Here is a 26,450-nt window from a genome sequence, read left to right on the forward strand (position 1 = left end):
GCCGTGACCAGCGAACGGACCACCGACCGAGCCTCCGGGCAGACCACCCGGGACGCCGCCTGGGATGCCGCGGCAACCGTCAACGACCCGGAGATCCCGGTGCTCAGCATCGTCGACCTCGGGATCCTGCGGGACGTGACCGTCACCGGGGACGACCACCCCGCCGTCACCGTCACCATCACCCCGACCTACTCCGGCTGCCCCGCGATGTCGCAGATCGCCGCCGACGTCACCGCCGCACTCCGGCACGCCGGATTCGACGAGGTACAGGTGCTCACCAGCCTGAGCCCCGCCTGGACCACCGACTGGATGACCGACGAGGGCAAGCGGAAACTCGAGGCCTACGGCATCGCCCCGCCCACCCACCGCACCCGGCAGCGCGGGCCCGTGACACTGCAGCTCGGCGTCCGGACCACCGGGATCCCCGACGTGTCCTGCCCGCACTGCGGATCGCATCACACCCGCGAGCTCACCCGCTTCAGCTCGACCTCGTGCAAGGCGCTCTACATCTGCAACGACTGCCACGAACCATTCGACTACTTCAAGGTGCACTGATGACCGCTCAAGCTCCGGCGCGCCCCCGGGCACGCTTCAACCCGCTCACCGTCACGGCGGTGCGTCCCCTCACCGACAACGCCGTCGAGGTGACCTTCGCCGTCCCCGACGACCTCGTCGCCGACTACGACTACGTCCCCGGCCAGTACGTCGCCCTGCGCGCCACCGTCGACGGGAAGGAGGTGCGCCGCTCCTACTCCATCTGCGCCGCACCGGTGCCCGGCGAGATCCGCGTGGCGATCAAGAAGACCCTCGGCGGGGTGTTCTCCACCTGGGCCAACGAGGAACTCGCCGCCGGTGACGTCATCGAGGTCATGAACCCGCAGGGCGCGTTCACCGCCAAGGTGCGCACCACCGCGATGAACGATCCGCAGGGCATCGTCAACGACCAGCTGGAGGCCAACCCCCGCGCCCGCCTGGTCGCCTTCGCCGCCGGCTCCGGCATCACCCCGGTGATGGCCATCGCCACGACCACGCTGGCCTCCTCCCCCGACGCCACCTTCGAGCTGGTCTACTCCAACCGGTCGACCGTCGACGTGATGTTCGCCGAGGAGATCGGTGACCTGAAGGACCGCTACCCCGACCGGTTCACCGTCCACCACATCCTGTCGCGGGAGAACCGCACCAGCCCGCTGCACACCGGACGCATCGACGACGAGAAACTGTCGCTCATGCTCGACCGGATGCTCGGTGCCGGGGATGTCGAGGAATGGTTCCTCTGCGGCCCCTTCGACCTGGTGCAGACCGCCCGGGACGAGCTGAAGGACCGCGGCGTCCCGGAGGAGCGGGTGCGCTTCGAACTGTTCACCACCGGCAAACCGACCACGCCGGCCGGCCAGCAGGGCCGCGACATCGAGGTGAGGGCCGACGAGCCGACCTTCGACATCAACTTCACGCTCGACGGCTCCTCCGCCACCGTCGAGTCGCCGCGGTCGGCCCGCGAGACGGTCCTCAACGCCGCGCTGCGCAAGCGTCCGGACGTGCCCTTCGCCTGCGCCGGCGGGGTGTGCGGCACCTGCCGGGCGAAGCTCGTCAGCGGCTCCTGCGACATGGACGAGAACTTTGCCCTGGAACCCGACGAGGTCGAGGCCGGCTACATCCTGACCTGCCAGTCCCGGCCGACCAGCGATGCGGTGGAGGTCGACTTCGATGCCTGAGACCGTGCACCTCACCGTCGCCGACGGTCTCGCCGAGGTTGTGCTGGACGCCCCGGAAAAGCTCAACGCCCTCGACGCCGACGATCTGCAGCTGCTGCGGGTCCGGCTGGCGGACGCCGCGACCCGGGCGGCGTCCGGGGAGGTCCGCGCCCTGCTGCTGCGCGGTGAGGGCCGCGGTTTCTGTGCCGGTCGTGACGTCGCCGGCACCGACCCCGACCACGACGACGCCGCCGGGTACCTCGACATCCTCGGGGCCCTGCTCACCGAACTCGCCGACTTCCCCGCCCCGACCTTCGCCGCCGTCCAGGGCGCCTGCCTCGGAGTGGGGCTCGGGCTGGCGGTCGCCTGCGATGTCGTCTACCTCGCCGAGAAGGCGAAGATCGGTTCCCCGTTCGCCAACCTCGGCGCCACCCTCGACTCGGGCGGTCACGCGTTCTTCCTCGCCCGCCTCGGCCGGCACCGGACCCTCGACCTGATCTACTCCAGTGAACTCATCCGCGGCACGGAGGCCGTGGCCGCCGGACTGTTCTCCCGGGCCGTCGCCGACGATGACCTGCAGGACACGACCCGGGCCGCCGCACTCGCCGCGGCGTCCGGTCCGACGCAGGCGTTCCTGGAATCGAAGCGGCTGCTCGACCGGATCGAGAACGCGGGCCTGGGCACGCGTGAGGCCCTGACCCTCGAATCCGCCGCCCAGGTGCGGCTGTCCCACACCCCCGACTACGCCGAAGGCTTCCGGAGCTTCCAGGAGAAGCGCCGCCCCGTCTTCACCGGAAAGGCCAGTTCATGACCCTCGACCCCCGATCCGCGTACCTCGTCGCCGCCCGCCGTACCCCGGTCGGCCGCTACGGCGGGGCCCTGGCCGCGGTACGCCCCGACGATCTCGCCGCCCTCGTCATCTCCGACGTGCTGGCGGCGTCCGGTGTGGACGCCGGCACCGTCGACGAGGTCATCCTCGGCAACGCCAACGGCGCCGGTGAGGAGAACCGCAACGTCGCCCGCATGGCGTGGCTGCTCGCCGGCGGACCCGAGCACGTGCCCGGGATGACCCTGAACCGGCTGTGCGCCTCCGGCATGAGCGCGGTGGCGGACGCCTGGCACAAGATCGCCGCCGGGGTCGCCGACATCGTCGTCGCCGGCGGGGTGGAGTCCATGACCCGCGCCCCCTGGGTACAGGCCAAGCCCGACAGGGCGTGGGCGAAGCCCGGTGAGGCCTTCGACACCTCCATCGGCTGGCGCTTCACCAACCCGGCGCACCTCGCCGTCGACAAGCGGACCCTCTCCATGCCGGAGACCGCCGAGGAGGTCGCCGACGTCAAGGGGATCAACCGGGAGGATGCGGACGCCTTCGCCGTGCGCTCCCACACCCGGGCCCTCGCCGCCATCGACGCCGGCCGGTTCGCCGCCGAGATCACCCCGGTGACGGTGCGCACCGGCCGTGGCCGGAAGGCCACCGAGACCGTCGTGGACACCGACGAGGGGCCGCGACCGGGCACCACCGCCGAGGTGCTCGCGAAACTGCGCCCGGTGGTCCGCCCCGACGGGGTGGTCACCGCGGGTAACGCCTCGTCCCTCAACGACGGGGCCTCCGCGGTCATCGTCGCCTCCGGTGCGGCCTGCGAGAAGTACGGCCTCACCCCGCGTGCCCGGATCGTCACGGACGCCGCGGTCGGTCTCGCCCCCGAGATCATGGGGATGGGTCCGGTCCCCGCCACCCGCAAGGCCCTCGACCGGGCCGGCTGGACCGTCGACGACCTCGACGCCGTCGAGCTCAACGAGGCTTTCGCCACCCAGTCGCTGGCGTGCATGCGCGAGCTCGGGCTCACCGGGGAGAAGGCGGAGATCGTCAACGCCGACGGCGGCGCGATCGCCCTCGGCCACCCGCTGGGGTCCTCCGGTTCCCGGATCATCACCACCCTGCTCCACCGGCTGGAGCGCACCGGTGGCCGCCGTGGCCTGGCGACGATGTGCGTCGGCGTGGGCCAGGGCACCGCGATCCTGCTGGAAAGGGTGTGACACCGGTGACACTGCGCGATACTGGCGACATGAACCTCACCACCCTGACCTACGAGGTCCACGACACGGACGGACAGAACCACGCCCTCGTCCGGCTCAACCGGCCCGAGGTGCGCAACGCCATCGACCAGGCCATGGTCGACGATCTCCACACCGTCTGCGCCGAGCTGGAACGTGAACCCCGCACCCTCATCCTCACCGGCTGCGAGGTCGAGGGCCGTCACGGCCGGAAGGGCATCTTCGCCTCCGGGGCGGACATCACCCAGCTGCGCGAGCGGCGCCGGGACGATGCCCTCGCCGGCATCAACTCCGGCATCTTCGACCGCATCGCCCGGCTCCCCATGCCGGTCATCGCCGCGGTCGACGGTTTCGCCCTCGGCGGTGGCGCGGAGCTCGCGCTCGCCGCCGACTTCCGGCTGGGCACGCCCGCGGTGCGGTTCGGCCAGCCGGAGACGAACCTCGGCATCATCGCCGCCGCCGGTGGCTTGTGGCGGCTCAAGGAGATCACCGGCGAGCAGATCGCCAAGGAGATCCTGTTCGCCGGCCGGGTGCTCACCGGTGAGGAATGCCTCGACCACGGCGTCCTGCTCTCGGTGCACGATCCCGACCAGCTGCTGGAGGCCGCCGCCGACCTCGCCGCCCGGATCGGGGGCCAGGATCCGCTGGCGGTCCGGATCGCCAAGCGCGTCTTCGCCATGCCGCGGGCCGCGCACCCCGCCGTCGACGATCTCGCCCAGGCCGTCCTGTTCGAGTCCGAGGCGAAATTCGACCGCATGCAGGCCTTCATCGACAGAAAGAAGAAGTAGACATGACCGATTCCACTCTCCCGTCCGGCCTCCCCGCCACCGTCGGTGTGCTCGGCGGCGGCCGCATGGGCGCGGGCATCGCCCACGCCTTCCTCATCTCCGGCGCCGCCGTCACCGTCGTCGAGGCGGATCCGGACGCCGCCACCGCCGCCCGGCAGCGCGTCCTCGACCAGGTGCAGGCCTCCGCCGACCGCGGCAAGCTCGGCGGCACCGTCGACGAGGCCGCGGCCCGGCTCACGGTCTCCAGCGACAACGCCGATTTCGCCGACTGCGGCCTGGTCATCGAGGCCGTCCCCGAGGACATGGGCATCAAGACCGCCGCGCTCAAGGGCGTGGCCGAGGTCGTCGGAGACACCGCCTGGCTCGCCACGAACACCTCGTCGCTGTCGGTCGACGATCTCGCCGCGGCCGTCGGTGAGGTCACCGGCCACCCGGAGCGGCTGTGCGGCCTGCACTTCTTCAACCCGGTGCCCGCCTCGAAGCTCATCGAGGTGGTCATCGGGGCGCAGACCTCCGACGAACTGCGGGAGCTGGCCCCGGCCTGGGTGACCGCGCTGGGCAAGACGCCGGTCGTCGTCCAGAACCGTCCCGGTTTCGCCTCCTCCCGGCTGGGTGTGGCGATCGCCCTGGAGGCGATGCGGATGGTCGAGGAGGGTGTGGCCTCCGCCGAGGACATCGACAATGCGATGACCCTGGGCTACAAGCACCCGGTCGGTCCGCTCGCCCTCACCGACATCGTCGGGCTCGACGTGCGGCTGGGAATCGCCGAGTACCTGGCGGAAGAACTGGGTGAGCGCTTCGCCCCGCCGCAGATCCTGCGCGACAAGGTCGCCGCCGGGGATCTGGGACGCAAGTCCGGCCGCGGGTTCTACGACTACTCGTAGTACTGCGGCGACGTCTGTCTCCGCCGCGTCATCCGGTCCACCACCGGTGCCACACGCGGCACGAGGACGATCACCGTCAGGGTGACGACCACCAGCCCCAGCGCGAGCCCGGACAGTGCGTCATGCGCGTAGTGCACGCCCGCAGCGACCCGGCTGAACGCCTCCACCCCGGCGAGGGTGCACACCGTCGCGACGAACCACCGCTGCCACGGCAGCGCAAGGATGCAGACGGTCGCGATCGCCGCCGCGATGACCGAGTGGTTCGACGGCCACGACCAGTCGCCACCGGTCGGGCAGGCCAGCACGGTGGTCACGTCCCCGCCGGCACACGGCCGGTTCTCGGTGACCACCATCTTCACCAGTTCACTGGTCAGGTACGCGAGGACCACCCCGACCCCGCCGCAGAGCAGGCGGAGCAGTGCCGCCCGGTCCCGGCGGAACGTCCACACCGCGGTGACCGCCGCGACGGCGACGATGACGAGCAACCCCTTGTCCGCGATGAACCCGGCCGGCCCGGCCAGCGGTGAATCCGCGAAGCCTTCCGCGATCACGCGGTGCACGACGGTGCGGACCGGCCAGGCCAGCACCGCCAGGATGACGAGGATGACCGCCGTGCGCAGCAGCCGGCGGCCGAGCGCGGCCGGCGGCAGAACCGGTGTCACCGGCGTTGTCGGCAGCGCCGGGGCGGACGGCCGGACAGTCGGTGCGGCGGTACGAGTGTGATTCCCCATGACCGGACAACCTACGCCACCGGTCCCCGGGTCCGGCTCCGGCCCCGGTGTGAGGTCGCTGTCAGTCGACCGTCCGGTCGCGGCCGGCGAGGTACCCGGAGAGGACGAGCAGCACCTCGATGACCAGCAGGACGATGAGGGCAGGCGTCCAGGAGTCCGTGGCATCGTGCAGTGCGCCGACGGCGACCGGGCCCGCGGCGGCCAGCAGGTAGCCGACCGACTGGGCCATCCCGGACAGCGAGGCGGCACGGGTGTGGTCGGTGGTCCGCAGCCCGAACAGGGACAGGGCGAGCACGATGCCCGCACCGCCGCCGATCCCGGCGAAGATCGACCAGATCACGGTCACGCCCGGGGCGAGGAGGATGCCGAGCGTGGCGATCATCAGTGTCACACCGACCACCATCCCGAGGACACGCTGGTCACGGAGCCGGGCGATGAGTGCGGAACAGACGATGCTGCCCAGGATGCCGAAGCCGTTGAGGAGGAACTGGTGGGTTCCGGCGGCGGTCTCACTGATCCCGGCGTCCGTCTCGATCGTCGCGAGCCAGGTGACGAGGATGTAGAAGTTCGTCGACTGCAGACCCATGAATGCGGTGACCTGCCAGGCCAGCGCACTGCGCCACAGCGGGCGGGGCGCGGTCGGCCCGGTCGCCGGGGCAGAGACAGGGGCAGCGGCAGGGGCACTGCCGTCGGCCGGCGCCGCTCCCCGGCGCAGCTGCGGCAGCAGGACGCCCAGGGCGACCAGGGCCAGGCCCGCCCACATCCCCAGCGGCAGCCGCCAGTCCATGCCGGTCGCCCCGCCGACCGGGACGGCGATCCCGGCGGCGACGGCGGCGAAGGCGGACTGCACGGCGGAGTAGGCGCCGGTGATCTGGCCGATCTTCAGCGGAAAGTCGCGCTTCACCCACGACGGGAGCACCACATTGAGCACCGCGATCGACACACCGATGAGGACGGTGCCGACCCACAGCAGCGCCTGCGGCGGCACCGACCGCAGGACGAGACCTGCGGCGAGGATGACGAGTCCGCCGGCGATGATCCATTCGAGGCCGAGGCGTTGCGCCACCCGCGGGACGAACGGGGAGACGACGGCGAAGGTCAGCAGCGGGAGGCTGACGAGGAAGGACGCCGCCGAGGAGGTGATGCCGAGGTCGTCCTCGATGCCGGTGAGGACCGGGCCGACGGTGGTGATGGCGGCACGGAGGTTCGCCGCGACGAGCAGGATGCCGGCGACGACGAGTCCGGTGGGGACATGTCTGGTGGCCATGGCGCTGTAACCGGGGCGGGTCATGCGTCCTCCTCCGGCAGGTCGGCGCGGGCGGAGACCACGGCGACCAGGTCGGTCAGCCGGTCCGCGGCGGCGGCTGCGGCTGCTTCGTCACCGGCGGCGACCGCGGTGACGATATCGGCGTGGGCGGCAGCCATCTCGGGGCTTTCTCCGGCGGTGCCGCAGGTCTCCAGTGCCAGTTCATTGCCGCCGACACCCCGGTAGAGCTCCGCGAGCAGCGCATTGCCGGACGCCGCCATGAGTGTCCGGTGGAAGGTGATGTCCGCGGTGGCGTCGGTCCGGGCGGCCAGGGCTCCGCGCAGGGCGGTGATCTGGTCGGCGCCGGCGTGCCGGGCGGCGAGCCGGGCGCCTTCGCGTTCCAGGATCGCGCGGACCTCGGCGACATCCTGTTCCCGTTCCCGGTCGATGTGGCGGGCGAGGGTCGGGGCGAGGTCGCTGGTGTCGGTGACGTAGGTGCCGTAGCCGGCACGGGAGGCGAGCATGCCGGCGTGGACGAGGGCGTGCACCGCCTCGCGGACGCAGTTGCGGCTCACCCCGGTCTCCTCGGCGAGGTCCTTCTCGGTGGGGATGAGGGCGCCGACCGGGAATTCGCCGGCGGCGATCCGGTCTCGGAGCTGGTCGGCGACGCGTTCCGACCGGGACGGCGGGGGTTCGATCTTCGGCATGCCGGCCACCCTACGCGAGAGGTCCTAATGTCCTACATTTGGGTCGGCCGGCGCCGCTGTCCGGGGCGGACGCACCCGCCCCGTCCCTCCGCCTCACGTCCGGTCCGCCTCCGGTTCAAACATTATGCGCGCTGTAAAACAGACTACGGAACCGGAATACTTAATCTACCTGCATGTTTCGTGATGGTGGACAGCGTTGAGAACGCATAATGTTGACGCATAATGTTGCGGCGCCCCAGACCGCCGCACTAGCCGACCGGACTACCCGACCAACCGCACTACCCCGCTGACCACTCCACCACCATGTTCGTGATCCGTGCGGTGCAGAGGCGGCGTCCGGCATCGTCGGTGATGACGACCTCGTGGGAGCAGACGGTGCGTCCCAGCCGGATCGCGGACGCGGTGGCAGTGACCGACCCGGCGCGTCCGGAGGCGTGGTGGGTGGCGTTGATGTCCACCCCGACCACGGCCTTCCCCAGTGTGGAGGCGTGCTTCAGCGCCGCCCAGGACCCGACCGCCTCGGCCAGTGCGACCATCGCCCCGCCGTGGAGCAGCCCGAGTGACTGCCGGTTGCCGTCGACCGGCATCGTCGCCACGACCCGCTCCGGACTCTCCTCCAGGATCCTGACGCCCATCTTCTCGTCCAGTTCCCCCAGTTCGATCTGCCACATGGCGGTACCCTCTTCCTTTTCCTCGTTGCACACGTCGCTGTGCACGTCGCTGTGCACGTCGCCGCACACGTCGCTGTGCACGTCGTCGGGCCGCCGGATCCCCGGCAGCCTTGTCGCTGTTCTTTCTCGTGCGATACCATAGCGTAACCGACCGATCGTTCGGTCACTACAACGCAGAACCGCGAAAGGACGACCCGTGACTGCAACTGCCCCCGGGCACACCGCCCAGCACGCCGACCAGACCGACGTCACCATCCTCGCCAGCTACATCGCCGACCGGTGGACCACCCCGGACCCGACCGCCCCTGGCGCGACCGTCACCGACATCACCGACGCCTCCACCGGCGAGGTCACCGCACAGACCATCTCCGGCAGCCCCGCAGCCACCGGCTTCACCACCGCCGCCGCCGTCGACCACGCCCGCACCGTCGGCCACCGCTCCCTCGCCGCGATGACCACCCACGAGCGCGCCCTCATCCTCAAGAACCTCGCCCTGTTCCTCAACGACCACCGCGACGAACTCTACGACCTCTCCTACGCCACCGGCACCACCTCCCGCGACAACCTCATCGACATCGACGGCGGCATCGGCACCCTCTTCGCCTTCTCCTCCAAGGGACGCCGCGAGATGCCGAACGCCAACGTCATCCCCGACGGCCCCGTCGAAGTCCTCAGCAGGGACGGCAGCTTCGTCGCCCGTCATATCCGCACCGCCATCCCCGGCGTCGCCGCGCAGATCAACGCCTTCAACTTCCCCGTCTGGGGCATGCTCGAGAAGTTCGCCCCCGCCTTCGTCGCCGGCGTCCCCTCCATCGTCAAGCCCGCCACCCAGACCGCCCCGGTCGCCGTGGCCTGCGTCCGCCTCATGACCGAATCCGGCCTGCTGCCCGCCGGGTCACTGCAGATCATCGCCGGCGCCGGCCGTGACCTCATCGACCAGCTCGACGAACGCGACCACCTCGCCTTCACCGGCTCCGCCGACACCGCCCGCGGCCTGCGCGGATCCGACGCCGTCCAGGTCGAGGGCCTGCGGTTCTCCGCCGAGGCGGACTCCCTCAACGCCGCCCTCCTCGCACCGGACGCCGCCCCCGGCACCCCGGAGTTCGACGCCTACATCCGGATCCTGTTCACCGAGCTCACCGCCAAGGCCGGCCAGAAGTGCACCGCGGTCCGCCGCGCCATCGTCCCGGCGTCCCACGTCGAGGACGTGGTCGCGGCACTGACGGCGAAGATCACCGACAAGGTCACCGTCGGTGATCCCCGCACCGACGGCACCACCATGGGCCCGCTGGTCTCGAAGAACCAGCAGCGTGACGTCGCCGCCGCCGTGCAGACCCTCGTCGACGCCGGAGCGACCGTCCGGCTCGGCGGTGGTCCGCTCGACGATACCGAGCACAGCGCGGGCGCCTTCTTCGCCCCGACCGTCCTCACCGTCGACGACCCGCGCACCCCCGCCGTGCACGACACGGAGGCCTTCGGCCCGGTCGTCACCGTGCTCGGCTACGACGGCATCGACGAGGCGATCGAGCTGGCCAACCTGGGCCGCGGTTCCCTGGTGGCGTCCCTGGTCACCCACGACACGGACACGGCGTCCCGCGTGGCGACGGGCATCGCCGCCCTGCACGGTCGGCTGCACCTCGTCGACCGCGACGACGCGAAGACCTCCACCGGCCACGGCTCCCCGCTGCCCACCCTCGTCCACGGCGGACCGGGCCGCGCCGGCGGCGGGGAGGAGCTCGGCGGGGTGCGCGGCATCCACCACTACATGCAGCGCACCGCGGTCCAGGGATCCCCCGACCTGCTCACCGCCGTCACCGGCGAATGGGTCCGGGGTGCGGCGACCCGCACCGTCACCCGCGCCGATGTCGAGGCCGGCACCGGTGTGCACCCGTTCCGCAAGTCGCTGGCGGAGCTGCGCATCGGCGACCAGCTGGTCTCCGAACCGCGGGAGATCACCCTCGAGGAGATCCAGGCCTTCGCCGACTCGACCGGCGACACCTTCTACGCCCACACCGACGAGGAGGCCGCGACCGCCAACCCGTTCTTCCCGCGGCGCGTCGCCCACGGCTACCTGCTGGTCAGCTGGGCCGCCGGACTGTTCGTCGAGCCGGCGCCGGGTCCGGTGCTCGCCAACTACGGTCTGGAGAACCTGCGGTTCATCACCCCGGCGACCTACGGGGACACCATCCGGGTCACGCTCACCGCCAAGCGGATCACCCCGCGCGTCACCGACGACTACGGCGAGGTCTGCTGGGATGCGCTGATCACCAACCAGAACGACGAGACCGTGGCGTCCTACGACGTGCTCACCCTCGTCGAGAAGGAGAACACCACCTACGCGAACTGGGGTGACAGGTGATGACCGCCGCGACAGGCCTGCAGACCACCCCGGACACGATCCTGGCGCCCGGGGTGGCCATCGGTGAGGACTTCGCCTGGGTGCGCACCATGTTCCGGGAGGACGCCGCCTCCCAGTTCCTCGGAATCACCGTCACCCACGTGGAGGACGGGGTGTGCGAGGGTGAGTTCACGGTGCGTCCGGAGATGTGCAACGGACACGGCAACGCCCAGGGCGGGTTCCTCTACTCGTTCGCGGACTCCCTGTTCGCCGGTGCCTGCAACGCCGGCGGGCAGGCCGCGGTCGCCGCCTTCAACACGATGCACTACATCGCCCCCGGGCACGACGGCGACCGGGTCCACGGCCGGGCCGTGCAGTCGGACACCTGGGGCCGCAACGGCATCACCGACGTCGAGCTGAGTGTGGACGGTCAGGTCATCGCCCAGTTCCGTGGCACGTCGCGGGTCGTACGGATGCCGGAGAAGTAGGACCCGCACAGACGAAACTCTCACCTCACCGGGTACGCGCAGCTGCTCCGTGCGTACCTGGGGAGGTGAGAACTTTCGCTGTCCGGGCGCGGGAAAGCCCCCGGTCGCCTGCGCTGCAGGGCGTCCGGGGGCTGGTCCGTGGTTGCGGAGGCTCAGTCCTTCGGGCGGTTGTCGACCAGGCGCGTGGCCTTGCCGTCACCGGTGTCGAGGGTCTCGAGGACCTCGACCGCCGTGGAGATGCCGATGCGGTTCTTGATCTGCTGCGTCAGCCAGGCCGCGGCGTCCTCGCGGTGCGCGGCGGCGAGCCCCTCGACAGCCCCGACCTTCACGGTGAGGCTGTCCATGCGTCCCTTGCGGTCGAGGACGCACTGGTAGCGGGCGCGCAGGTCGTCGTGCTCGGTGATGATCTCCTCGAACTGGGAGGGGAAGCAGTTCACGCCGCGCAGGATGATCATGTCGTCGTTGCGGGCGAGGATCTTGTCGATCCGCCGCATCGACCGCGCCGTGCCCGGCAGCAGCCGGGTGAGGTCGTGGGTGCGGTACCGGATGACCGGGAACGCCTCCTTGGTCAGCGAGGTGATGACCAGTTCGCCGACCTCACCGTCGGGCATCAGGGCGCCGGTCACCGGGTCGACGATCTCCGGGTAGAAGTGGTCCTCCCAGATCGTCAGGCCGTCGCGTGTCTCCACGCACTCCTGTGCCACGCCCGGGCCCATGACCTCCGACAGTCCGTAGATGTCGGTGGCGGTGATGCCCATGGTGTTCTCGAGTTCGTCGCGCATGCCGTCGGTCCACGGCTCGGCGCCGAAGATGCCGGCCCGCAGCGAGGTCTCCCCCGGATCCATGCCCTCGGAGACCATGCGGTCGACGATGTTGAGCATGTAGGAGGGGGTGCACATGATGCCGTCCGGCCTGAAGTCCCGGATGATCTGCACCTGGCGTTCGGTCATGCCGCCGGAGGTCGGGATGGCGGTGGCGCCGAGCTTCTCCACGCCGTAGTGGACGCCGAGACCGCCGGTGAACAGGCCGTAGCCGAAGGCCACCTGGATCTTGTCGCCGGGGTGCATCCCGCCGGCGCGCAGCGAGCGGGCGACGAGTTCGGACCAGGTCTCGATGTCCCGGTGGGTGTAGCCGACGACGGTCGGCAGTCCGGTCGTGCCGGAGGAGGCGTGCACGCGGGCGACCTGCTCCTGCGGCACGGCGAACATGCCGAACGGGTAGTTGCGGCGCAGGTCCTCCTTCTCCGTCATGGGGAATTTCGCGAGGTCGGCCATCTCGTGGAAGTCGTCGGGGTGGACGCCGAGGTCGTCGAAGGCGTTCCGGTAGTGGGGCACGTTGTAGTAGACGTGCCGCAGCGTGTTCTTCGTGCGTTCGATCTGCAGTGCCGTGATCTCGTCGCGGGACGCGTACTCGATGCCGAGGGACGGGCCGCCGCCCGCTGCGCGGTTCGTCAGAAGGGCAGTCATGGAATTCACCTTCACCTTTTCTCTACTCAGTGCGCCGGTGGCGTAAAGGTCGTCGTCTCCGCCGTAACCGCCCGAACGGTCGGTCGGTTGGTGGGTAGTTTGCACTATACACACTATGTGGCTTGTGTCACGAAACTGCAGCACAGCAGGGCCACGGCCGGACACGGCAAGGCGGCCGGGGCAGCCCCCGGGCCGGCCGACGTTACCGCGCGCTGATCCCCCGGAACACCATCTCCACGACGTTGTCCTGCAGCTCCCCCACACCGACCTCGCCCTCGACGGTGAACCACTCGACCACCGAGTTCACCATGCCCAGCTGGAGGCGCGCCTGCAGCCGCGGATTGACGGCCGGGGAGAGTTCACCGGCCGCGGCGGCCTTCACCATGAGGTCCTCGGTGTAGCGGGTGAGCTCCCGGCGACGTTCCAGCGCCGCGGTCTCGACCGGCGAATTACCGCGCAGCCGCAGCAGCAGGGCGACATAGGGCCGCTCCTCGACCGCCAGCCGTACGGTCTCCCGCAGCAGGTGCTCGAGTACCGCCGACCAGACCACCTCCCCCGTGGCCTGCGCCGACATGGCCTCACACTCGGTACGGACCCCTTCGAGTGCGGCGAGGGCCCGGTCGGAGGCGACCTCGAGGATCTCCTCCTTGGAGCTGACATGGTGGTAGATCCCCGACTTCGAGATGCCGAGCACCTTCGACAGCATCCCCATGCTCGTCGCCTCGTAGCCGTGCTCGTTGAAGGCGTCCACGCACCTGCGCAGCACGGTCTCCCGGTCGTAGGCGCCACGGGCTGCCTGCCGGCCCTGCGTCGTCACCATGCGCATACTCCTCTCGGTCATCTCAGACCCTACAGGGCACGCCGGCTCCGGTAACTGAACGTCCGGTCGCGCCACCCCCGACAGTGGACGTGACGCACAGCACAGCTATGGTCACTGACATATCTTTTCCGCAACCAAGGAGATTCACGGTGCCCGACCTGTCCTCGTTCTCCCAGCCCTCCCAGCCCGCCCAGCCCGTCCAGCCCGTCCGTTCCGGTCTCGACGTCCCGCTCACCCCGCTCCGGTTCCTCGAACGCTCCGCCGACGTCCACCCCGGCCGGACCGCCTGTGTCGACGGTCCCCGGCGCGTGACCTTCGCCGCCATGCGGGCGGACGCCGTGCTCATGGCCCGTGCCCTGCGCCGGCGGGGACTGCGCCCCGGTGACCGCGTCGGGATGCTGGCCTCGAACAGCTACGAGGCCCTGCTCGCCCAGTTCGCGGTTCCGCTGGCCGGCGGCGTCCTCGTCGCGATCAACACCCGCCTCGCCCCCGCCGAGGTCCGCTACATCTGCGACCATGCCGGCATCCGCATCCTGTTCGGCGAACAGGACCTCATCCTCGCCTGCCGCCGCACCCTCGCCTCCGCAGGCCTGGTCGAGACCTTCGTGCTCATCCACGACGGTGACGGCAGCCAGCCGCAGCCCCGGCACCCCGACGGCGGTGTGGTCACCACCGTCGACGACTTCCTCGCCGAGGGCGTCCACCACGAAGGGGAGCCGGACGACGACACGACCTTCCCCTTCGCCGTCGACGACGAGACCTCCCCCATCGCCATCAACTACACCTCCGGCACCACCGGACGCCCCAAGGGCGTGGTCTACACCCACCGCGGCGCGTACCTCAACGCCCTCGGCGAGGTCACCACCCAGAACTTCAGCCGGGACACCGTCTACCTGTGGACCCTGCCGATGTTCCACTGCTCGGGCTGGTGCACCGGCTGGGCCTCGATGGCGGTCGCCGCAACCCAGATCGCGCTGCGTGCGGTACGCGGCCCGGAGATGTGGAAGCTCATCGACGACGAGGGCGTGACCTCGCTGTGCGGCGCCCCCGCCGTGCTCACCACACTCGTCGGCGACGACGCCGCCCACCGGGCCGAGGGACTGTCGGTCGTCACCGCCGGCGCCCCGCCGAGCCCGACCATCATCGAGCAGTGCGAGGAACTCGGGATCGTGGTCACGCACGTCTACGGGCTCACCGAGAGCTACGGCCCGTACACGCTGTGCGAACCGCAGCCGGAGTGGGCCGGGCTGCCGGTGGCGGCCCGGGCGAAACTCAAGGCCCGTCAGGGCGTCCCGATGATCACGAGCGCGGACGCCCGGGTCGTCGAGGCCGTCCCGGTCGGTGCGCCGGCGGACACCACCCTCGTCGACGTGCCGTCCGACGGCGAGACCATGGGCGAGATCGTGCTCGGCGGCAACGGCGTGATGAAGGAGTACTTCCATAACCCGGACGCCACGGCCGAAGCCTTCGTCGGCGGCTGGTTCCACACCGGCGACCTGGCGGTCAAGCACGCCGACGGCTACATCCAGATCCTCGACCGCTCCAAGGACGTCGTGATCTCCGGTGGCGAGAACATCTCCACCATCGAGGTCGAGCAGGCCGTCATCAGCCACCCGGCGATCGCCGATGTCGCCGTCGTCGGCGCCCCGGACGACAGGTGGGGTGAGCGGCTGCGCGCCTACGTCGTCCTCGACCCGTCGGTGGACGCCACGGCCGCCGTGCCCGGCGGCGAGGTCGAGCAGTCCGTCATCGACCACTGCCGCGGCCTCATCGCCGGATACAAGGTGCCCCGCGACTACCGCGTCATCGACGAGCTGCCCCGGACCTCGACAGGGAAGGTCCGGAAGAACGTGCTGCGCGACGAGGCCTGGGCCGAGCACGAGGAGGCGACCGGAAACCGGGTGAACTGACCCGGCCGCCACCTCGATAAACGCCGTTCACCAGCGCTGACCGGAAATTTTCCGGCTGGGACCGGGTTGGTTCTATTGATAAGTGCGTTATAATCTGGATGACGCATTTCATTATCAAGCGCCTCATCAAGGCGTACACGACCGAAAGGACCGCGGACAGGACCACCCACGCCCACCGCTCGCCCGGCACACCGGAAGGACTGCTGAACCGCACATGTTCGGATCACTGAAGAACAGCCACATCCCAGAAGGAAAGAAGTGGAAGGCCGAGGACGTCACCGTCACCGAGCCCGCCACCGTCAGAACCGCCATCAACGCCGCCGCCATCGGTAACGTCACCGAATGGTACGACTTCGGCGTCTACGGCTACCTCGCCCTCACCATCGAGGGGGTGTTCCTTCCCGAGGACTCGGGTGCCGCCGGAAAGATCATCGTGGCCGGCCTGTTCGCCGTCTCCTTCCTCGTCCGACCGATCGGCGGGCTGGTCTTCGGACCGCTCTCCGACCGCATCGGCCGTAACCGCGTCCTCGCGATCACCATGATCATGATGGCCACGGCCACCTTCCTCATCGGTGTCATCCCGGACTACGCGGCCATCGGCATGGCCGCCCCGTTCTGTCTGCTGCTCTGCCGACTGCTGCAGGGCTTCTCGACCGGCGGTGAGTACTCCAACGCGATGACCTTCATCTCCGAGTACGCCCCGGACCGCAAGCGCGGCTTCTTCGGCAGCCTGCTCGAGGTCGGCACCTTCGGCGGCTACGTCCTCGGTGCGACCGTCGCCGTGGTCATGGAGTCCCTCCTCAGCGCCGACCAGATGCAGTCCTGGGGCTGGCGTCTGCCGTTCTTCGTCGCCCTGCCGCTCGGCTTCATCGGCATCTACCTGCGGACCAAGCTGAAGGACACCCCGGCGTTCGAGGCCCAGGAGGCCGCGAAGAGCAAGCCGGAGAGCGAGACCCACGCGGCCCGCGACTTCGAGGGCAACGAGTTCAAGAAGATCCTGTCGCTCTGGCCGTCGATCCTGGTCTGCTGTGGCCTGGTCATCGCCTGGAACGTCGCCAACTACATGCTCACGTCCTACATGCCGACCTACTTCGATGAGGTCGGCGACCGGCAGAGCGGCTTCGAGATCACCAACCTCACCGCGAACGTCCTCGAGATCGTGGTCATGGCCGTCTGTCTGCTGCTCATCCCGGTCTTCGGCAAGCTGTCGGACCGGATCGGCCGCAAGCCGGTCCTGCTGGCCGGCTGCATCGGTCACATCGTCCTGTCCATCCCCGCGATCCTGCTGGTGCGGGTCGACAACATCGCCTGCGTCTTCATCGGACTGCTGATGATGGGCCTGTCGCTGATCTGCTTCAGCTCGATGGCGCCGTCCACGCTGCCGTCGCTGTTCCCGACCGTCGTCCGCGCCGGCGCCCTGGCGATCGCCTTCAACGTCTCCATCTCCCTGTTCTGCGGGACCACGTCGACGATCATGTCGGCGCTGATCTCCGCGACCGGCAACCTCATGTGGCCGGCCTACTGGCTGATGATCGCCGGCGTGATCGGCCTGATCTCGCTGCGGTTCCTGCCGGAATCCAACGGTCACCCGATGTGGGGTTCCAACCCCGCCGCCGAGAACGAGGAAGAGGCGATCGCGCACGCCGAGGAGCTCAACCGCGAGATCGAGGAGGTCGAGCGCGAGGCCAACGCCGTGAAGCTCGGGTCCCGGTAGCGTCCGGACCCCGGCCCGGTCCTCCCCGGTCATTTCCCCGGCCCTGCGCCGGGATCACCGCCCCGCCCGGCCACCGTCACCCGGTGGTCAGGCGGGGTTTTCTGCTGTCCGCTCCCCTGCCTGTTCCCTACCTGTTCCCTGTCCGTTCTCGTACGCTGCGCCTCTACCCGCTCCCGGTCGCCCGCTATCCGTACCGGATAATCTGAAGGTACCGCTTGACTTCTACAGGTACCTGCGTAGTATCTGCTTTCAACAGGTACCTGACAGACAGGTACCGTCACAGTACAGGGAGTACGACATGACCGACAACAACTTCGACAGCAGCTCCGACAGTGACTTCGACGGCAACCTGGGCGACGGCGCCACCCCGGCCCCGGACCTCACCGACCGCGTCACCCGGCTCGCCATGCTGCTGCGTCACGCCGACATGGCGTCCCACCCCGGGCACCCGTTCGGCGGCGTGCGGGCCGGCCAGGGACGCGTGCTGCACGTCCTGTCACTGCGCAGTCCCATGCCCCAGCGCGAACTGGCCTACATGCTCGGCGTCCGCCCCCAGTCCCTCAGCGAGGTACTGGGCAAGCTGGAGTCCGCCGGATTCATCACCCGTGAGCGGGACACCACCGACCGCCGTACCTTCCTCGTGGACCTCACCGACACCGGACGGGACGCCGCGGGTTCCTCCCCCGCCACCGAGGATCCCTTCGACGTCCTCGACGCCGACGAGCAGCAGGCACTGTCCGACATGCTCTCGCGGGTCACCACCGCCCTCCGTGAGAAGTTCCCCGACCTCCCCGAGCGCCCGCACGGCCGCGGACCTCACGGGCACGGCGGGCACGGCGGGCACGACCATGGCCCGCACGGCCACGGTGGGCCGGGGTTCGACGGTGCGCGCGGTGGTCACGGTGGTCGAGGCGGCCGTGGTGGGCACGGTGGGCACGGTGGCAGGGGCCACGGCCACGGTCCCGCCGGTACCGCCATGGACATGGCCGACGGGTGGGCCCGCAGGATGCGCGGCCGCGGCTTCGGTCGGGGCTTCGGGCAGGGCTTCGGTCGGGGTTTCGGCCTGGCCTGATCGGCTCCGCCGGCGTCCCCCGGTCGGCAGCGCATCCGTCCACCTGGCAGGCGAAAACGTCGTTCACCCGGGTTGTCGCGGCACTTCTGGCCTGCCGTTCCGACAGATGCGCTGCCGGACGGCGTCCCGACGCCGACGGGTGCGCTGCCGGCCGCCGGTGAACGGCAGATACTGCACTCCCCGTCACCGCTGGCGGGGTGGAAACGGTGCGGGCCGGTGCAGTATCTGCCGTTCACCGCCGTCCGCACAGCACAGAGCCCCGCTGGTCAGTGTGACCAGCGGGGCTCTGTCGCGGTGGAGCCGCCGGGAATTGAACCCGGGTCCGTCGCGACCTCGCCAGGGCTTCTCCGTGCGCAGTCCACGATCATCCCTGCTCGGCTCTCCGGATCACGCGGACACGTCCGGACGATGAGCCCAGTCACCCTTGGATGTCCCCGTCACCCCGGGTGACCCGGGTGGCGGGTGAAGTCCCCTGAACGATGCCAGTGACCGGACCGGGAACAGAATCCGGGCTGACAGACTCACTTCGCTGTATTAGGCAGCGAGAGCGAAGTCACGCTGAGAGTTCTTCTCGGCGCTTATCAGTGTGCTGCGACGCTCACGGTGGTCTCCAGCCTGCACCGGCACGCTTCCCCTGGCTCAATGCACGACGTCGAAACCTGATCGACCCCTTACATCCCCTGCCGCCGGAAAGCTCGGTCAACGGCAGGATCTACACCGTACAACGCGGCCGACCCGGGTTCAATTCCCGGGTTCAATTCCCGGGTCCGGTCCCCCGCCCCGGCCGGTGGTCCCCCGTCAGGCGTTGATGCCCTTGATGCGGCGTCCCAGTTCGCGGGTGACCTCGCGCTCCTCGGTGCGGCGCTTGATGTCCTGCCGCTTGTCGTAGTCCTGCTTACCCGTCGCCAGCGCGAGCTCGACCTTGGCCTTGCCGCCGACGAAGTAGATCTGGAGCGGCACGAGGGTGTTGTTGCCGTCGCGCACCTTACCCATGACCGAGTCGATCTCCCCGCGGTGCATGAGCAGCTTGCGGGTGCGGCGCGGCGCATGGTTGGTCCAGGTGCCGTGCGTGTACTCGGGGATGTGCAGGTTCCGCAGCCAGATCTCGCCGTCGTCGACGGTGGCGAAGGCGTCCACCAGGGAGGCCTTCCCCTCGCGCAGCGACTTCACCTCGGTACCGACCAGCGCGATCCCCGCTTCGTAGGTCTCGAGGATCCTGTAGTTGTGGCGGGCCTTGCGGTTGGTGGCGACGACGAGCGGGCCGCCCCCGGACTTCCCGCCACGGGCGCCGCCCTTCTTCTTCCCCTTTTTCAGTCCGGAATCCACCGGCGTGCTCTTCTTGGCCATAACCAGGTGAATTCTACCCGATCAGCGCTGGTCTTTCACATACCAGCGCAGCGTGACCTCGGCGGTCACCGCGGCGACGACCACGCCCGCGATGACGACGAACGGGGCGACCAGCCACACGTCCCCCACATTGATCCGGGCGATGAGGTGGGCGTCGTAGAGCGAGCGCAGGGCATGGTCGAGCAGGAACGACTTCCCGGCGAACAGTGCCCCGACAGCCACCACCGAGCCGATGAGCGCGGCGACGGCGGCCTCGAGGATGAACGGCAGCTGGGTATACCAGCGGCTCGCACCGACCATCCGCATGATGCCGACCTCCCTGCGCCGTTGGGACGCCGCGATCTGGACCATGTTCATGATGAGGAACACGGCGGCGACCGCCTGCACCGCGGCCAGGATGAAGCTGGCGTTGCGGATTCCGTCGAGGTTCTTCGTCGCGCCGCGCAGGTCATCGCCCTGGTCCACGACCGTCGCGACGCCGGGCATGTCCCGGATGTTGTCGATGGCCGAGGTGTCCAACGGGTCCGCCAGCCGGACGTGGAGGGCCGCGGGGAAGGCGTCCTGCGAGGTCTGCTGGACCAGCTGCGGGTCCGAGTCCCGGAACAGGTCCACGAAGCGCTGGTAGCTCTGGTCCTTGTTGCGGAAGGTGACGGACTCGACATTGTCGTCGTCGTCGAGCTTCTGCCTGATGGCGGAGCACTCGGCGCCGGAACAGTCGGTGTCCGTCGTCGAGGTCTGGTCGTCGAGCTGGACCATGACCTCGATGCGGTCGAGATAGATCTCCTTGGTCTCCGAGGTCATGGTGGTGATGAGCACACCGGTGGCCAGCAGTGCCAGGGAGATCGCGGTGGTGATGACCATCGCGACGGTCATGGTGAGGTTCCGGCGCAGGCCGCCGAAGGCCTCGCGGAGAACGAATCTGAGCATGACTCCCCTACCTTCCCACGCCGTAGACGCCGTGCGCGTCGTCCCGGACGAGTTTTCCGTTGGACAGTTCCAGGACGCGACGACGCATCGAGTCGACCGCGACATTGTCGTGGGTGGACATGACCACCGTCGTCCCGCCCCGGTTGATCCGGGCGAGCAGCGCCATGATCTCCGCGGACGTGTCCGGGTCGAGGTTGCCGGTCGGCTCGTCGGCCAGCAGCACCAGCGGACGGTTCACCACCGCGCGGGCGATGGCGACGCGCTGCTGCTCACCACCGGAGAGCTCGTCGGGGAGCCGGTGTTCCTTCCCCGACAGCCCGACGAGGTCGAGCGCCTCGGGGACGGCCTTGGCGATGGCGGCACGGTCCTTGCCGATGACCTCCAGGGCGAAGGCAACATTGTCGGAGACGGACTTCTTCGGCAGCAGCCGGAAGTCCTGGAAGACATAGCCGATACGTTGCCGGTACGGCGGGATCTGCCGGCTCTTCAGGGTGTTGACCTCCTGGTCGCCGACCGTGACGGTGCCACTGTCGGGTCGCTCCTCGGCCATGATGAGCTGCAGGAAGGTGGACTTGCCCGATCCCGAGGGGCCGATGAGGAAGACAAACTCCCCTTTGTCGATGTCCACCGAGATGTCCTTCAGCGCCGGGCGTCCGGCATTCCGGTACGTCTTGCTGACCTTCTCGAATGTGATCACGGCAGAACATTCTACCGGTACTGGTGTGACAGATGGAACCACTGTTACTCATGAAGTTGATGTGACTGGTGTGACTCGGCGCTGAGACAACGACAGGAACCGTCGTGCTGCGGACCGACCACTGCACTTGATAGCCTGCCGCAATGCCACAGAACATCACATCAGAACACGACGAGGTCCGACGCGGAACCACGACAGGCCTCACCCATGACGCAGGACCACCCGACGTCCCGCCCGGGACCGACGACCACGCGCATCCGCGCACCCCCGGCCTCCTCGGCGTCATCGAACGCGTCGGCAACCTCCTGCCCAACCCCTTCTGGCTCTTCGTCTGCCTCGGCGGCGTGGTCCTCCTCCTCAGCTGGCTCGGCTCCCTCATCGGCATGACGGCCACCGACCCGCAGACCGGGGACAAGGTCGAGGTCGTCAACCTGCTCAGTGCCGACGGACTCACGGAGATCGTCACCGGGGCCGTCGACAACTTCACCGGCTTCCCGCCGCTGGGCGTGATCATCACCGTCATGCTCGGCGTCGCCGTCGCCGAACACGCCGGCCTGATCTCCGCCGCCGTACGCGCCGTCGTCGCCCGCACCGGCCCGAAGACCCTCACCTTCCTCGTCGCCCTCACCGCCGTCACCGGCTCCGTCGCCTCGGACGCCATCTTCGTCATCATGATCCCGCTGGGGGCCATGGCCTTCAACGCCCTCGGCCGCTCCCCCGTCGTCGGTGCGATCGTCGCCTTCGCCGGTTCCGCCGCCGGCTTCGACGCCTCCCTCCTGCTCAACATCACCGACGTCCTGCTCTCCGGGATCTCGACCTCCGCCGCCCACATCGTGGATCCCGACTACGAGGTCAACCCGCTGTCGAACTACTACTTCGTCATCGCCTCGTCGATCGTGCTCGCACTGATCATCACCGTGGTCACCGAATTCTTCATGGACCGGAAGATCCACCAGATCGTCAACCACGCCGACGTCGACTACTCCTCCATCGCCTTCACCGACGAGGACGGCAACCAGATCGAGGACCTGTCACTCAGCACCACCGAACGGCGCGGTCTCCGGCTCGCCGGCGTCGCCTTCGCCGTCTGTCTGGCCGGCTACTTCTCGCTGCTGTTCATCTCCGGGTCCCCGCTGCAGGGCGAGGGCGGCTCCGTCATGGACAGCCCCCTGATCACCAGCATCGCGGTCCCCATCGCCGTGATCTTCTTCATCCTCGGCGTGGTCTACGGCCTGGCCGTCGGTTCCGTCCGGAAGTCCACCGACATCCCCGACTTCATGATCCGCGGCCTGGAGACCATGCTGCCGATCCTGGTGCTCTTCTTTGTCGTCTCCCAGTTCGTCGCCTGGTTCTCGGCGTCCAACATCGGTGTGTGGGTCTCCATCAAGGGCTCCGACATGCTGCAGAGCTGGAACCTGCCGACCGTCGTCCTGCTCGGCGGCTTCGTGGTGATGGTCGGCGTGCTCAACATGCTCATCACCTCCGGGTCGGCGCAGTGGGCGTTGATGGCACCGATCGTCGTGCCGATGATGATGTATCTCGGCCTCTCCCCCGAGGTCACCCAGATGCTGTACCGCATCGGCGACTCGACCACCTCGATCGTCACCCCGATGAACCCCTACTTCGCGATGGCCTTCGCCTTCGTGCTGCGCTACTACCGCAAGGCCGGACTCGGCACGGTCATGTCGATGACCATCCCCTACTGCCTCGCCCTGATGGTCGGCTGGTTCCTGTTCTTCGTCGCCTGGTGGGCGCTCGGGATCCCGCTGGGTCCGGGCGCACCGATGGAGTACCCGGGGTAGGACGCCGCGTCCCGGCCGGGCGGCGGACTGACTACGTCCCCTTGACGTTCATCACCTGCCGCAGCCGGTGCAGCACCTTCACCAGCGGCTCGGCGTCCGCCATGACGACGTCGATGTCCTTGTAGGCGTCCGGGATCTCGTCGACGAAAGCGACGCCGGGCCGGTGGACGATAGAACCCATCCGCTCCTCCAGGTCGTCGGCGGTGAATCGCTTACGGGCCTCCGTCCGGGAGAACCGGCGTCCTGCCCCGTGCGGGGCAGACCGCAGGCCGGGCGCGAAACCGCGCCCTTCCACGACGTAGGACGCCGTGCCCATCGACCCCGGGATCAGCGCTTTCACACCCTCGTCCGCCTTCACGGCACCCTTCCGGGTGAGCCACACCGTCTTACCGTAGTGCTCCTCCTTCACGGTGTAGTTGTGGTGGCAGTTGATCCGTTCGGTCTCAGTGACCGGCTCCCCGATCCACTCACCGAGCAGGGTCGAGAACCGGTCCATCATCTCCTCCCGGTTCAGCCATGCGAAACGCTGCGCCCAGGCGAGGTCCCGCAGGTAGGAGTCGAATTCCGGCGTCCCCTCCGGCAGGTACGCCAGATCCCGGTCCGGCAGCTCGATCCAGAACTTCCGCATCAGCTTCTGCGCGGTCCTGATGTGCTTCTGCGCGATCTTGTTGCCCACGCCCCGGGAGCCGGAGTGCAGGAACATCCACACGCGGTCCTCCTCGTCGAGGCTGAGCTCGATGAAGTGGTTGCCGCCGCCGAGGGAGCCCAGCTGCTGGCGCCACTTCGGCGAGTGCCCGAGGTCCACGCCGGTGCGTTCCGCCAGCTCGGAGAGCTCGCGGGTGTGTGCCTCCGCGGTACCGCCGAGGACCCGGCCGTTGTACCGGCCCGGGGACAGCGGGATGGTGCGCTCGATGGCGTCCCGCAGGTCGACGAGATCGTGGTCGACGAGGTCCGCCGCGGTGAACGACGTGCGGACGCCGATCATGCCGCAGCCGATGTCCACACCGACGGCGGCCGGGATGACGGCCTTCTCGGTGCCGAAGACGGTGCCGACGGAGGAACCCTTGCCGAAGTGGGCGTCCGGCATGAGCGCGACGTGCGGGAAGATGAACGGCAGGCCGGCGAGCTGCCGGGCCTGACCGAGGACATTGTCGTCGACCTCGGACGCGAAGCAGAGCAGGTTGTGCTCCTTGAGCGTCACGCCCGGAATGCCGACGTTGTCAGTGGCCATGATGGAACCTTTCTGCAGTTACCTGCAGTAAAGGGGCGGGTTCATCGGGGACGCCGCGGGTACCTGTCCCCTGCCCTCAGACTGACCTGTGCGCCCCGGTGTGCGGGACCGTGGTCGGGTCAGGGGTGGACCACAAGATGATCCGGAGAAGGCAGGAGATGTTCCCGGGTGCGGCACCGACGCCCCACCCGGAAACGGATTGGAGAGTCAGATGCGGTGTGCGGGGCGCTCAGGCTGATAGCCGGCGCACGGCAGATCGGCACACAGCGTGGTGCCGGCGCGACCGGTCGACAGCTGCCGCTGCTGCGCATGGCGTAGCTGGCGCTGGAACACATGGCTGGTGTTCATGCCGGTCTCCTTCCGGGAAACTCACTGTGCACACGCTGCGGACGTCATTGCCGCGGCACTGTGCCTGACTCTTCGATGAATGACTGCCCGGGTCCCCGGTCGTACACACGGGAAAACCTGAGCCGGATGATCATGGCACACGGCCCCGCCCCCTGACAAGGGCCCCGGTGCGGTCCCCGACTCACGTCCGGCCCACGCCTGTCGCCAGGTTGACCGCCCTGGGCCGGGCGCGCCGATGGAGGACCCGGGGTAGGACGCCCCTGTCCTGAGTTGACCCGGATCTGCGCGATCCGCCGGACAGAATCGTCAGATCCGGGTCAACTCGGAACACCGCCCCGGTGGTAGAGGTGCCCCGAGGGACCCCTACGCGCCCTCCCCCTGCTGCTGCGCCATACGCCAACGGATACCGGCCTCGAGGAACCCGTCGATGTCCCCGTCGAGCACCTTCTGCGGATCGTTGACCTCGTAGTTCGTCCGAAGGTCCTTGACCATCTGGTACGGATGCAGCACGTAGGACCGCATCTGGTTGCCCCAGGAGTTCGAGCCGTCGCCACGCAGGGCGTCCATCTCCGCGGCCTCCTCCTGGCGCTTGCGCTCCAGCAGCTTCGCGGCGAGGACGCGCATGGCGGACGCCTTGTTCTGGATCTGCGACTTCTCGTTCTGGCAGGTCACCACGATGCCGGTCGGGATGTGCGTCAGCCGCACCGCCGAGTCGGTCGTGTTCACCGACTGACCGCCGGGGCCGGAGGAACGGTAGACGTCCACCCGCACCTCGTTCTCGTCGATGTCGACATGGTCGGACTGCTCCACCACCGGCAGCACCTCGACCTCGGCGAAGGAGGTCTGGCGCCGGCCCTGGTTGTCGAACGGGCTGATGCGCACCAGCCGGTGCGTCCCCTGCTCCACCGAGAGGGTGCCGTACATGTAGTCGCCGTGGACGACGAAGGTCGCGGACTTGATGCCCGCCTCCTCCGCGTAGGAGATGTCGTAGACCTCGACCTTGTGGCCGTGCTTCTCCGCCCAGCGGGTGTACATGCGCATGAGCATCTCGGCCCAGTCCGCGGCGTCCACACCACCGGCGGCCGACCGGATGTTCACCACGGCCTCGCGGTCGTCGTACTCACCGGAGAGCATGGTGGTGACCTCCAGCGAGTCGACCGCCTCCTTCAGCTCCGCGAGTTCGGCGTCCGCCAGTTCCTTCGCCTCGGCGGCGTCCTCCCCCTCGGACTCCTCCGCCATCTCGTACATCACCGGCAGGTCGTCGAGCCGGGAGCGCAGCCCGCGCACCTTCTTCAGCCGGCCCTGCACATGGCTGAGCTTGCTGGTGACCTGCTGGGCGTGGTCCGGGTCGTCCCACAGGGACGGGTCGGAGGCCTGCGCCTCGAGCTCCCGGACCTGCGCGTCCAGTTCGTCCAGGTCGAGCACCTTCTCGATGGTGGTGAGGGTGCTGTCGATGTCGTCGATCGCTGCGGTCACGTCCGGTTGCATGGTCCCCGAGTCTACTCACCCCACTGCTG

24 protein-coding genes and 1 other RNA gene are annotated in these 26,450 nt (G+C 69.0%); 12 read left to right on the top strand and 13 right to left on the bottom strand.

The window, feature by feature from the left end:
• Positions 1-3: 3 nt before the first annotated feature.
• From paaD to FSW06_RS06200, 6 genes are read left to right on the top strand one after another with little or no spacing between them, the layout of a single operon-like run.
• Positions 4-555: a 1,2-phenylacetyl-CoA epoxidase subunit PaaD gene (paaD, locus tag FSW06_RS06175; protein WP_050802039.1), complete on the top strand. Its 552-nt coding sequence runs from the start codon at positions 4-6 to the stop codon at positions 553-555.
• Complete coding sequence (gene paaE / locus FSW06_RS06180; RefSeq protein ID WP_010121952.1) at positions 555-1,712, top strand: 1,2-phenylacetyl-CoA epoxidase subunit PaaE; 1,158 nt, start codon at positions 555-557, stop codon at positions 1,710-1,712. Before paaD ends, paaE begins: the two co-directional genes overlap by 1 nt.
• Positions 1,705-2,502, top strand: coding sequence for an enoyl-CoA hydratase/isomerase family protein (locus tag FSW06_RS06185; protein ID WP_010121953.1), 798 nt, complete (start codon positions 1,705-1,707; stop codon positions 2,500-2,502). The genes paaE and FSW06_RS06185 overlap by 8 nt, the downstream gene beginning before the upstream one ends.
• Complete coding sequence (locus FSW06_RS06190) at positions 2,499-3,728, top strand: thiolase family protein (RefSeq protein WP_010121955.1); 1,230 nt, start codon at positions 2,499-2,501, stop codon at positions 3,726-3,728. Before FSW06_RS06185 ends, FSW06_RS06190 begins: the two co-directional genes overlap by 4 nt.
• Positions 3,729-3,757: 29 nt before the next feature.
• Positions 3,758-4,534 (top strand): enoyl-CoA hydratase/isomerase family protein, encoded by a 777-nt coding sequence (locus FSW06_RS06195; protein WP_010121956.1) that lies wholly within the window; start codon positions 3,758-3,760, stop codon positions 4,532-4,534.
• 2 nt (positions 4,535-4,536) lie between these two features.
• On the top strand, positions 4,537-5,418 hold the full coding sequence (locus tag FSW06_RS06200) for a 3-hydroxyacyl-CoA dehydrogenase family protein (protein WP_010121957.1): 882 nt from the start codon (positions 4,537-4,539) through the stop codon (positions 5,416-5,418).
• On the opposite strand, the gene FSW06_RS06205 is transcribed toward FSW06_RS06200, so the two are convergent.
• The 4 genes from FSW06_RS06205 to FSW06_RS06220 form a co-directional block, all read right to left on the bottom strand.
• Positions 5,409-6,149 carry a phosphatase PAP2 family protein gene (locus tag FSW06_RS06205; RefSeq protein WP_010121958.1) on the bottom strand — a complete coding sequence of 247 codons (741 nt, stop codon included), beginning with the start codon at positions 6,147-6,149 and terminating at the stop codon, positions 5,409-5,411. The two genes, FSW06_RS06200 and FSW06_RS06205, sit on opposite strands and share 10 nt — an antisense overlap.
• A 61-nt stretch (positions 6,150-6,210) precedes the next feature.
• Positions 6,211-7,440, bottom strand: a complete 1,230-nt coding sequence (locus FSW06_RS06210; protein ID WP_010121960.1) for an MFS transporter — start codon at positions 7,438-7,440, stop codon at positions 6,211-6,213.
• The gene (locus FSW06_RS06215) at positions 7,437-8,102 is read right to left on the bottom strand and encodes a FadR/GntR family transcriptional regulator (protein WP_029450066.1); all 666 of its coding nucleotides are present in this window, start codon (positions 8,100-8,102) and stop codon (positions 7,437-7,439) included. The genes FSW06_RS06210 and FSW06_RS06215 overlap by 4 nt, the downstream gene beginning before the upstream one ends.
• Before the next feature lie 278 nt (positions 8,103-8,380).
• A complete protein-coding gene (locus tag FSW06_RS06220) occupies positions 8,381-8,773 on the bottom strand; it encodes a PaaI family thioesterase (protein WP_029450068.1) in 393 nt (130 codons plus the stop codon).
• A 196-nt stretch (positions 8,774-8,969) separates the two neighbouring features.
• On the opposite strand from FSW06_RS06220, the gene paaZ reads away from it, so the two are divergent.
• A complete protein-coding gene (gene paaZ / locus FSW06_RS06225; RefSeq protein WP_010121965.1) occupies positions 8,970-11,132 on the top strand; it encodes a phenylacetic acid degradation bifunctional protein PaaZ in 2,163 nt (720 codons plus the stop codon).
• A complete protein-coding gene (gene paaI, locus FSW06_RS06230) occupies positions 11,132-11,599 on the top strand; it encodes a hydroxyphenylacetyl-CoA thioesterase PaaI (protein ID WP_010121967.1) in 468 nt (155 codons plus the stop codon). Before paaZ ends, paaI begins: the two co-directional genes overlap by 1 nt.
• A 152-nt stretch (positions 11,600-11,751) precedes the next feature.
• Here the strand turns inward: paaI and FSW06_RS06235 are convergent, their stop codons facing one another.
• Complete coding sequence (locus tag FSW06_RS06235) at positions 11,752-13,065, bottom strand: AMP-binding protein (protein ID WP_010121969.1); 1,314 nt, start codon at positions 13,063-13,065, stop codon at positions 11,752-11,754.
• Positions 13,066-13,267: 202 nt separating this feature from the next.
• Positions 13,268-13,906 carry a TetR/AcrR family transcriptional regulator gene (locus tag FSW06_RS06240; RefSeq protein ID WP_202945438.1) on the bottom strand — a complete coding sequence of 213 codons (639 nt, stop codon included), beginning with the start codon at positions 13,904-13,906 and terminating at the stop codon, positions 13,268-13,270.
• Positions 13,907-14,034: 128 nt separating this feature from the next.
• Here FSW06_RS06240 and FSW06_RS06245 point away from each other — a divergent pair, with 128 nt between their 5' ends.
• From FSW06_RS06245 to FSW06_RS06255, 3 genes are all read left to right on the top strand, one after another.
• A complete protein-coding gene (locus FSW06_RS06245) occupies positions 14,035-15,795 on the top strand; it encodes an AMP-binding protein (RefSeq protein WP_010121972.1) in 1,761 nt (586 codons plus the stop codon).
• Between the two features lie 214 nt (positions 15,796-16,009).
• Positions 16,010-17,509 carry an MFS transporter gene (locus FSW06_RS06250; RefSeq protein ID WP_010121973.1) on the top strand — a complete coding sequence of 500 codons (1,500 nt, stop codon included), beginning with the start codon at positions 16,010-16,012 and terminating at the stop codon, positions 17,507-17,509.
• A gap of 298 nt (positions 17,510-17,807) precedes the next feature.
• Positions 17,808-18,581 (top strand): MarR family winged helix-turn-helix transcriptional regulator, encoded by a 774-nt coding sequence (locus tag FSW06_RS06255; RefSeq protein WP_010121974.1) that lies wholly within the window; start codon positions 17,808-17,810, stop codon positions 18,579-18,581.
• A 292-nt stretch (positions 18,582-18,873) separates the two neighbouring features.
• On the opposite strand, the gene ssrA is transcribed toward FSW06_RS06255, so the two are convergent.
• The 4 genes from ssrA to ftsE all read right to left on the bottom strand — a co-directional run bounded on the left by ssrA (position 18,874) and on the right by ftsE (position 21,552).
• Positions 18,874-19,252, bottom strand: a transfer-messenger RNA (tmRNA) gene (gene ssrA / locus FSW06_RS06260).
• A 127-nt stretch (positions 19,253-19,379) separates the two neighbouring features.
• Positions 19,380-19,928: an SsrA-binding protein SmpB gene (gene smpB / locus FSW06_RS06265; protein WP_010121975.1), complete on the bottom strand. Its 549-nt coding sequence runs from the start codon at positions 19,926-19,928 to the stop codon at positions 19,380-19,382.
• A gap of 21 nt (positions 19,929-19,949) precedes the next feature.
• Positions 19,950-20,855 (bottom strand): permease-like cell division protein FtsX, encoded by a 906-nt coding sequence (gene ftsX, locus FSW06_RS06270; protein WP_010121976.1) that lies wholly within the window; start codon positions 20,853-20,855, stop codon positions 19,950-19,952.
• A gap of 7 nt (positions 20,856-20,862) precedes the next feature.
• Positions 20,863-21,552 (bottom strand): cell division ATP-binding protein FtsE, encoded by a 690-nt coding sequence (gene ftsE / locus FSW06_RS06275; protein WP_010121977.1) that lies wholly within the window; start codon positions 21,550-21,552, stop codon positions 20,863-20,865.
• Between the two features lie 143 nt (positions 21,553-21,695).
• Between ftsE and FSW06_RS06280 the strand changes: the two genes are divergently transcribed.
• Complete coding sequence (locus FSW06_RS06280; RefSeq protein WP_010121978.1) at positions 21,696-23,354, top strand: AbgT family transporter; 1,659 nt, start codon at positions 21,696-21,698, stop codon at positions 23,352-23,354.
• 31 nt (positions 23,355-23,385) lie between these two features.
• On the opposite strand, the gene FSW06_RS06285 is transcribed toward FSW06_RS06280, so the two are convergent.
• From FSW06_RS06285 to prfB, 3 genes are all read right to left on the bottom strand, one after another.
• Positions 23,386-24,585 (bottom strand): RtcB family protein, encoded by a 1,200-nt coding sequence (locus FSW06_RS06285; protein WP_010121980.1) that lies wholly within the window; start codon positions 24,583-24,585, stop codon positions 23,386-23,388.
• 207 nt (positions 24,586-24,792) lie between these two features.
• A complete protein-coding gene (locus FSW06_RS14480) occupies positions 24,793-24,933 on the bottom strand; it encodes a hypothetical protein (RefSeq protein WP_010121981.1) in 141 nt (46 codons plus the stop codon).
• A gap of 363 nt (positions 24,934-25,296) precedes the next feature.
• Positions 25,297-26,421 (bottom strand): peptide chain release factor 2, encoded by a 1,125-nt coding sequence (prfB, locus tag FSW06_RS06290; RefSeq protein WP_010121982.1) that lies wholly within the window; start codon positions 26,419-26,421, stop codon positions 25,297-25,299.
• Between the last annotated feature and the right edge of the window lie 29 nt (positions 26,422-26,450).

Source organism: Corynebacterium nuruki S6-4, assembly GCF_007970465.1.
In the GTDB taxonomy this organism is placed as follows: Bacteria; Actinomycetota; Actinomycetes; order Mycobacteriales; family Mycobacteriaceae; genus Corynebacterium; species Corynebacterium nuruki.

What these genes read in the sequence shown, in the direction of transcription:
- paaE (WP_010121952.1), top strand. Translation starts at nt 555, where the DNA reads ATGACCGCTCAAGCTCCGGCGCGCCCCCGGGCACGCTTCAACCCGCTC.
- FSW06_RS06185 (WP_010121953.1), top strand. Translation starts at nt 1,705, where the DNA reads ATGCCTGAGACCGTGCACCTCACCGTCGCCGACGGTCTCGCCGAGGTT.
- FSW06_RS06190 (WP_010121955.1), top strand. Translation starts at nt 2,499, where the DNA reads ATGACCCTCGACCCCCGATCCGCGTACCTCGTCGCCGCCCGCCGTACC.
- FSW06_RS06195 (WP_010121956.1), top strand. Translation starts at nt 3,758, where the DNA reads ATGAACCTCACCACCCTGACCTACGAGGTCCACGACACGGACGGACAG.
- FSW06_RS06200 (WP_010121957.1), top strand. Translation starts at nt 4,537, where the DNA reads ATGACCGATTCCACTCTCCCGTCCGGCCTCCCCGCCACCGTCGGTGTG.
- FSW06_RS06205 (WP_010121958.1), bottom strand. Translation starts at nt 6,149, where the DNA reads ATGGGGAATCACACTCGTACCGCCGCACCGACTGTCCGGCCGTCCGCC.
- FSW06_RS06210 (WP_010121960.1), bottom strand. Translation starts at nt 7,440, where the DNA reads ATGACCCGCCCCGGTTACAGCGCCATGGCCACCAGACATGTCCCCACC.
- FSW06_RS06215 (WP_029450066.1), bottom strand. Translation starts at nt 8,102, where the DNA reads ATGCCGAAGATCGAACCCCCGCCGTCCCGGTCGGAACGCGTCGCCGAC.
- FSW06_RS06220 (WP_029450068.1), bottom strand. Translation starts at nt 8,773, where the DNA reads ATGTGGCAGATCGAACTGGGGGAACTGGACGAGAAGATGGGCGTCAGG.
- paaI (WP_010121967.1), top strand. Translation starts at nt 11,132, where the DNA reads ATGACCGCCGCGACAGGCCTGCAGACCACCCCGGACACGATCCTGGCG.
- FSW06_RS06235 (WP_010121969.1), bottom strand. Translation starts at nt 13,065, where the DNA reads ATGACTGCCCTTCTGACGAACCGCGCAGCGGGCGGCGGCCCGTCCCTC.
- FSW06_RS06240 (WP_202945438.1), bottom strand. Translation starts at nt 13,906, where the DNA reads ATGACCGAGAGGAGTATGCGCATGGTGACGACGCAGGGCCGGCAGGCA.
- FSW06_RS06250 (WP_010121973.1), top strand. Translation starts at nt 16,010, where the DNA reads ATGTTCGGATCACTGAAGAACAGCCACATCCCAGAAGGAAAGAAGTGG.
- FSW06_RS06255 (WP_010121974.1), top strand. Translation starts at nt 17,808, where the DNA reads ATGACCGACAACAACTTCGACAGCAGCTCCGACAGTGACTTCGACGGC.
- smpB (WP_010121975.1), bottom strand. Translation starts at nt 19,928, where the DNA reads ATGGCCAAGAAGAGCACGCCGGTGGATTCCGGACTGAAAAAGGGGAAG.
- ftsX (WP_010121976.1), bottom strand. Translation starts at nt 20,855, where the DNA reads ATGCTCAGATTCGTTCTCCGCGAGGCCTTCGGCGGCCTGCGCCGGAAC.
- FSW06_RS06280 (WP_010121978.1), top strand. Translation starts at nt 21,696, where the DNA reads ATGCCACAGAACATCACATCAGAACACGACGAGGTCCGACGCGGAACC.
- FSW06_RS06285 (WP_010121980.1), bottom strand. Translation starts at nt 24,585, where the DNA reads ATGGCCACTGACAACGTCGGCATTCCGGGCGTGACGCTCAAGGAGCAC.
- FSW06_RS14480 (WP_010121981.1), bottom strand. Translation starts at nt 24,933, where the DNA reads ATGAACACCAGCCATGTGTTCCAGCGCCAGCTACGCCATGCGCAGCAG.
- prfB (WP_010121982.1), bottom strand. Translation starts at nt 26,421, where the DNA reads ATGCAACCGGACGTGACCGCAGCGATCGACGACATCGACAGCACCCTC.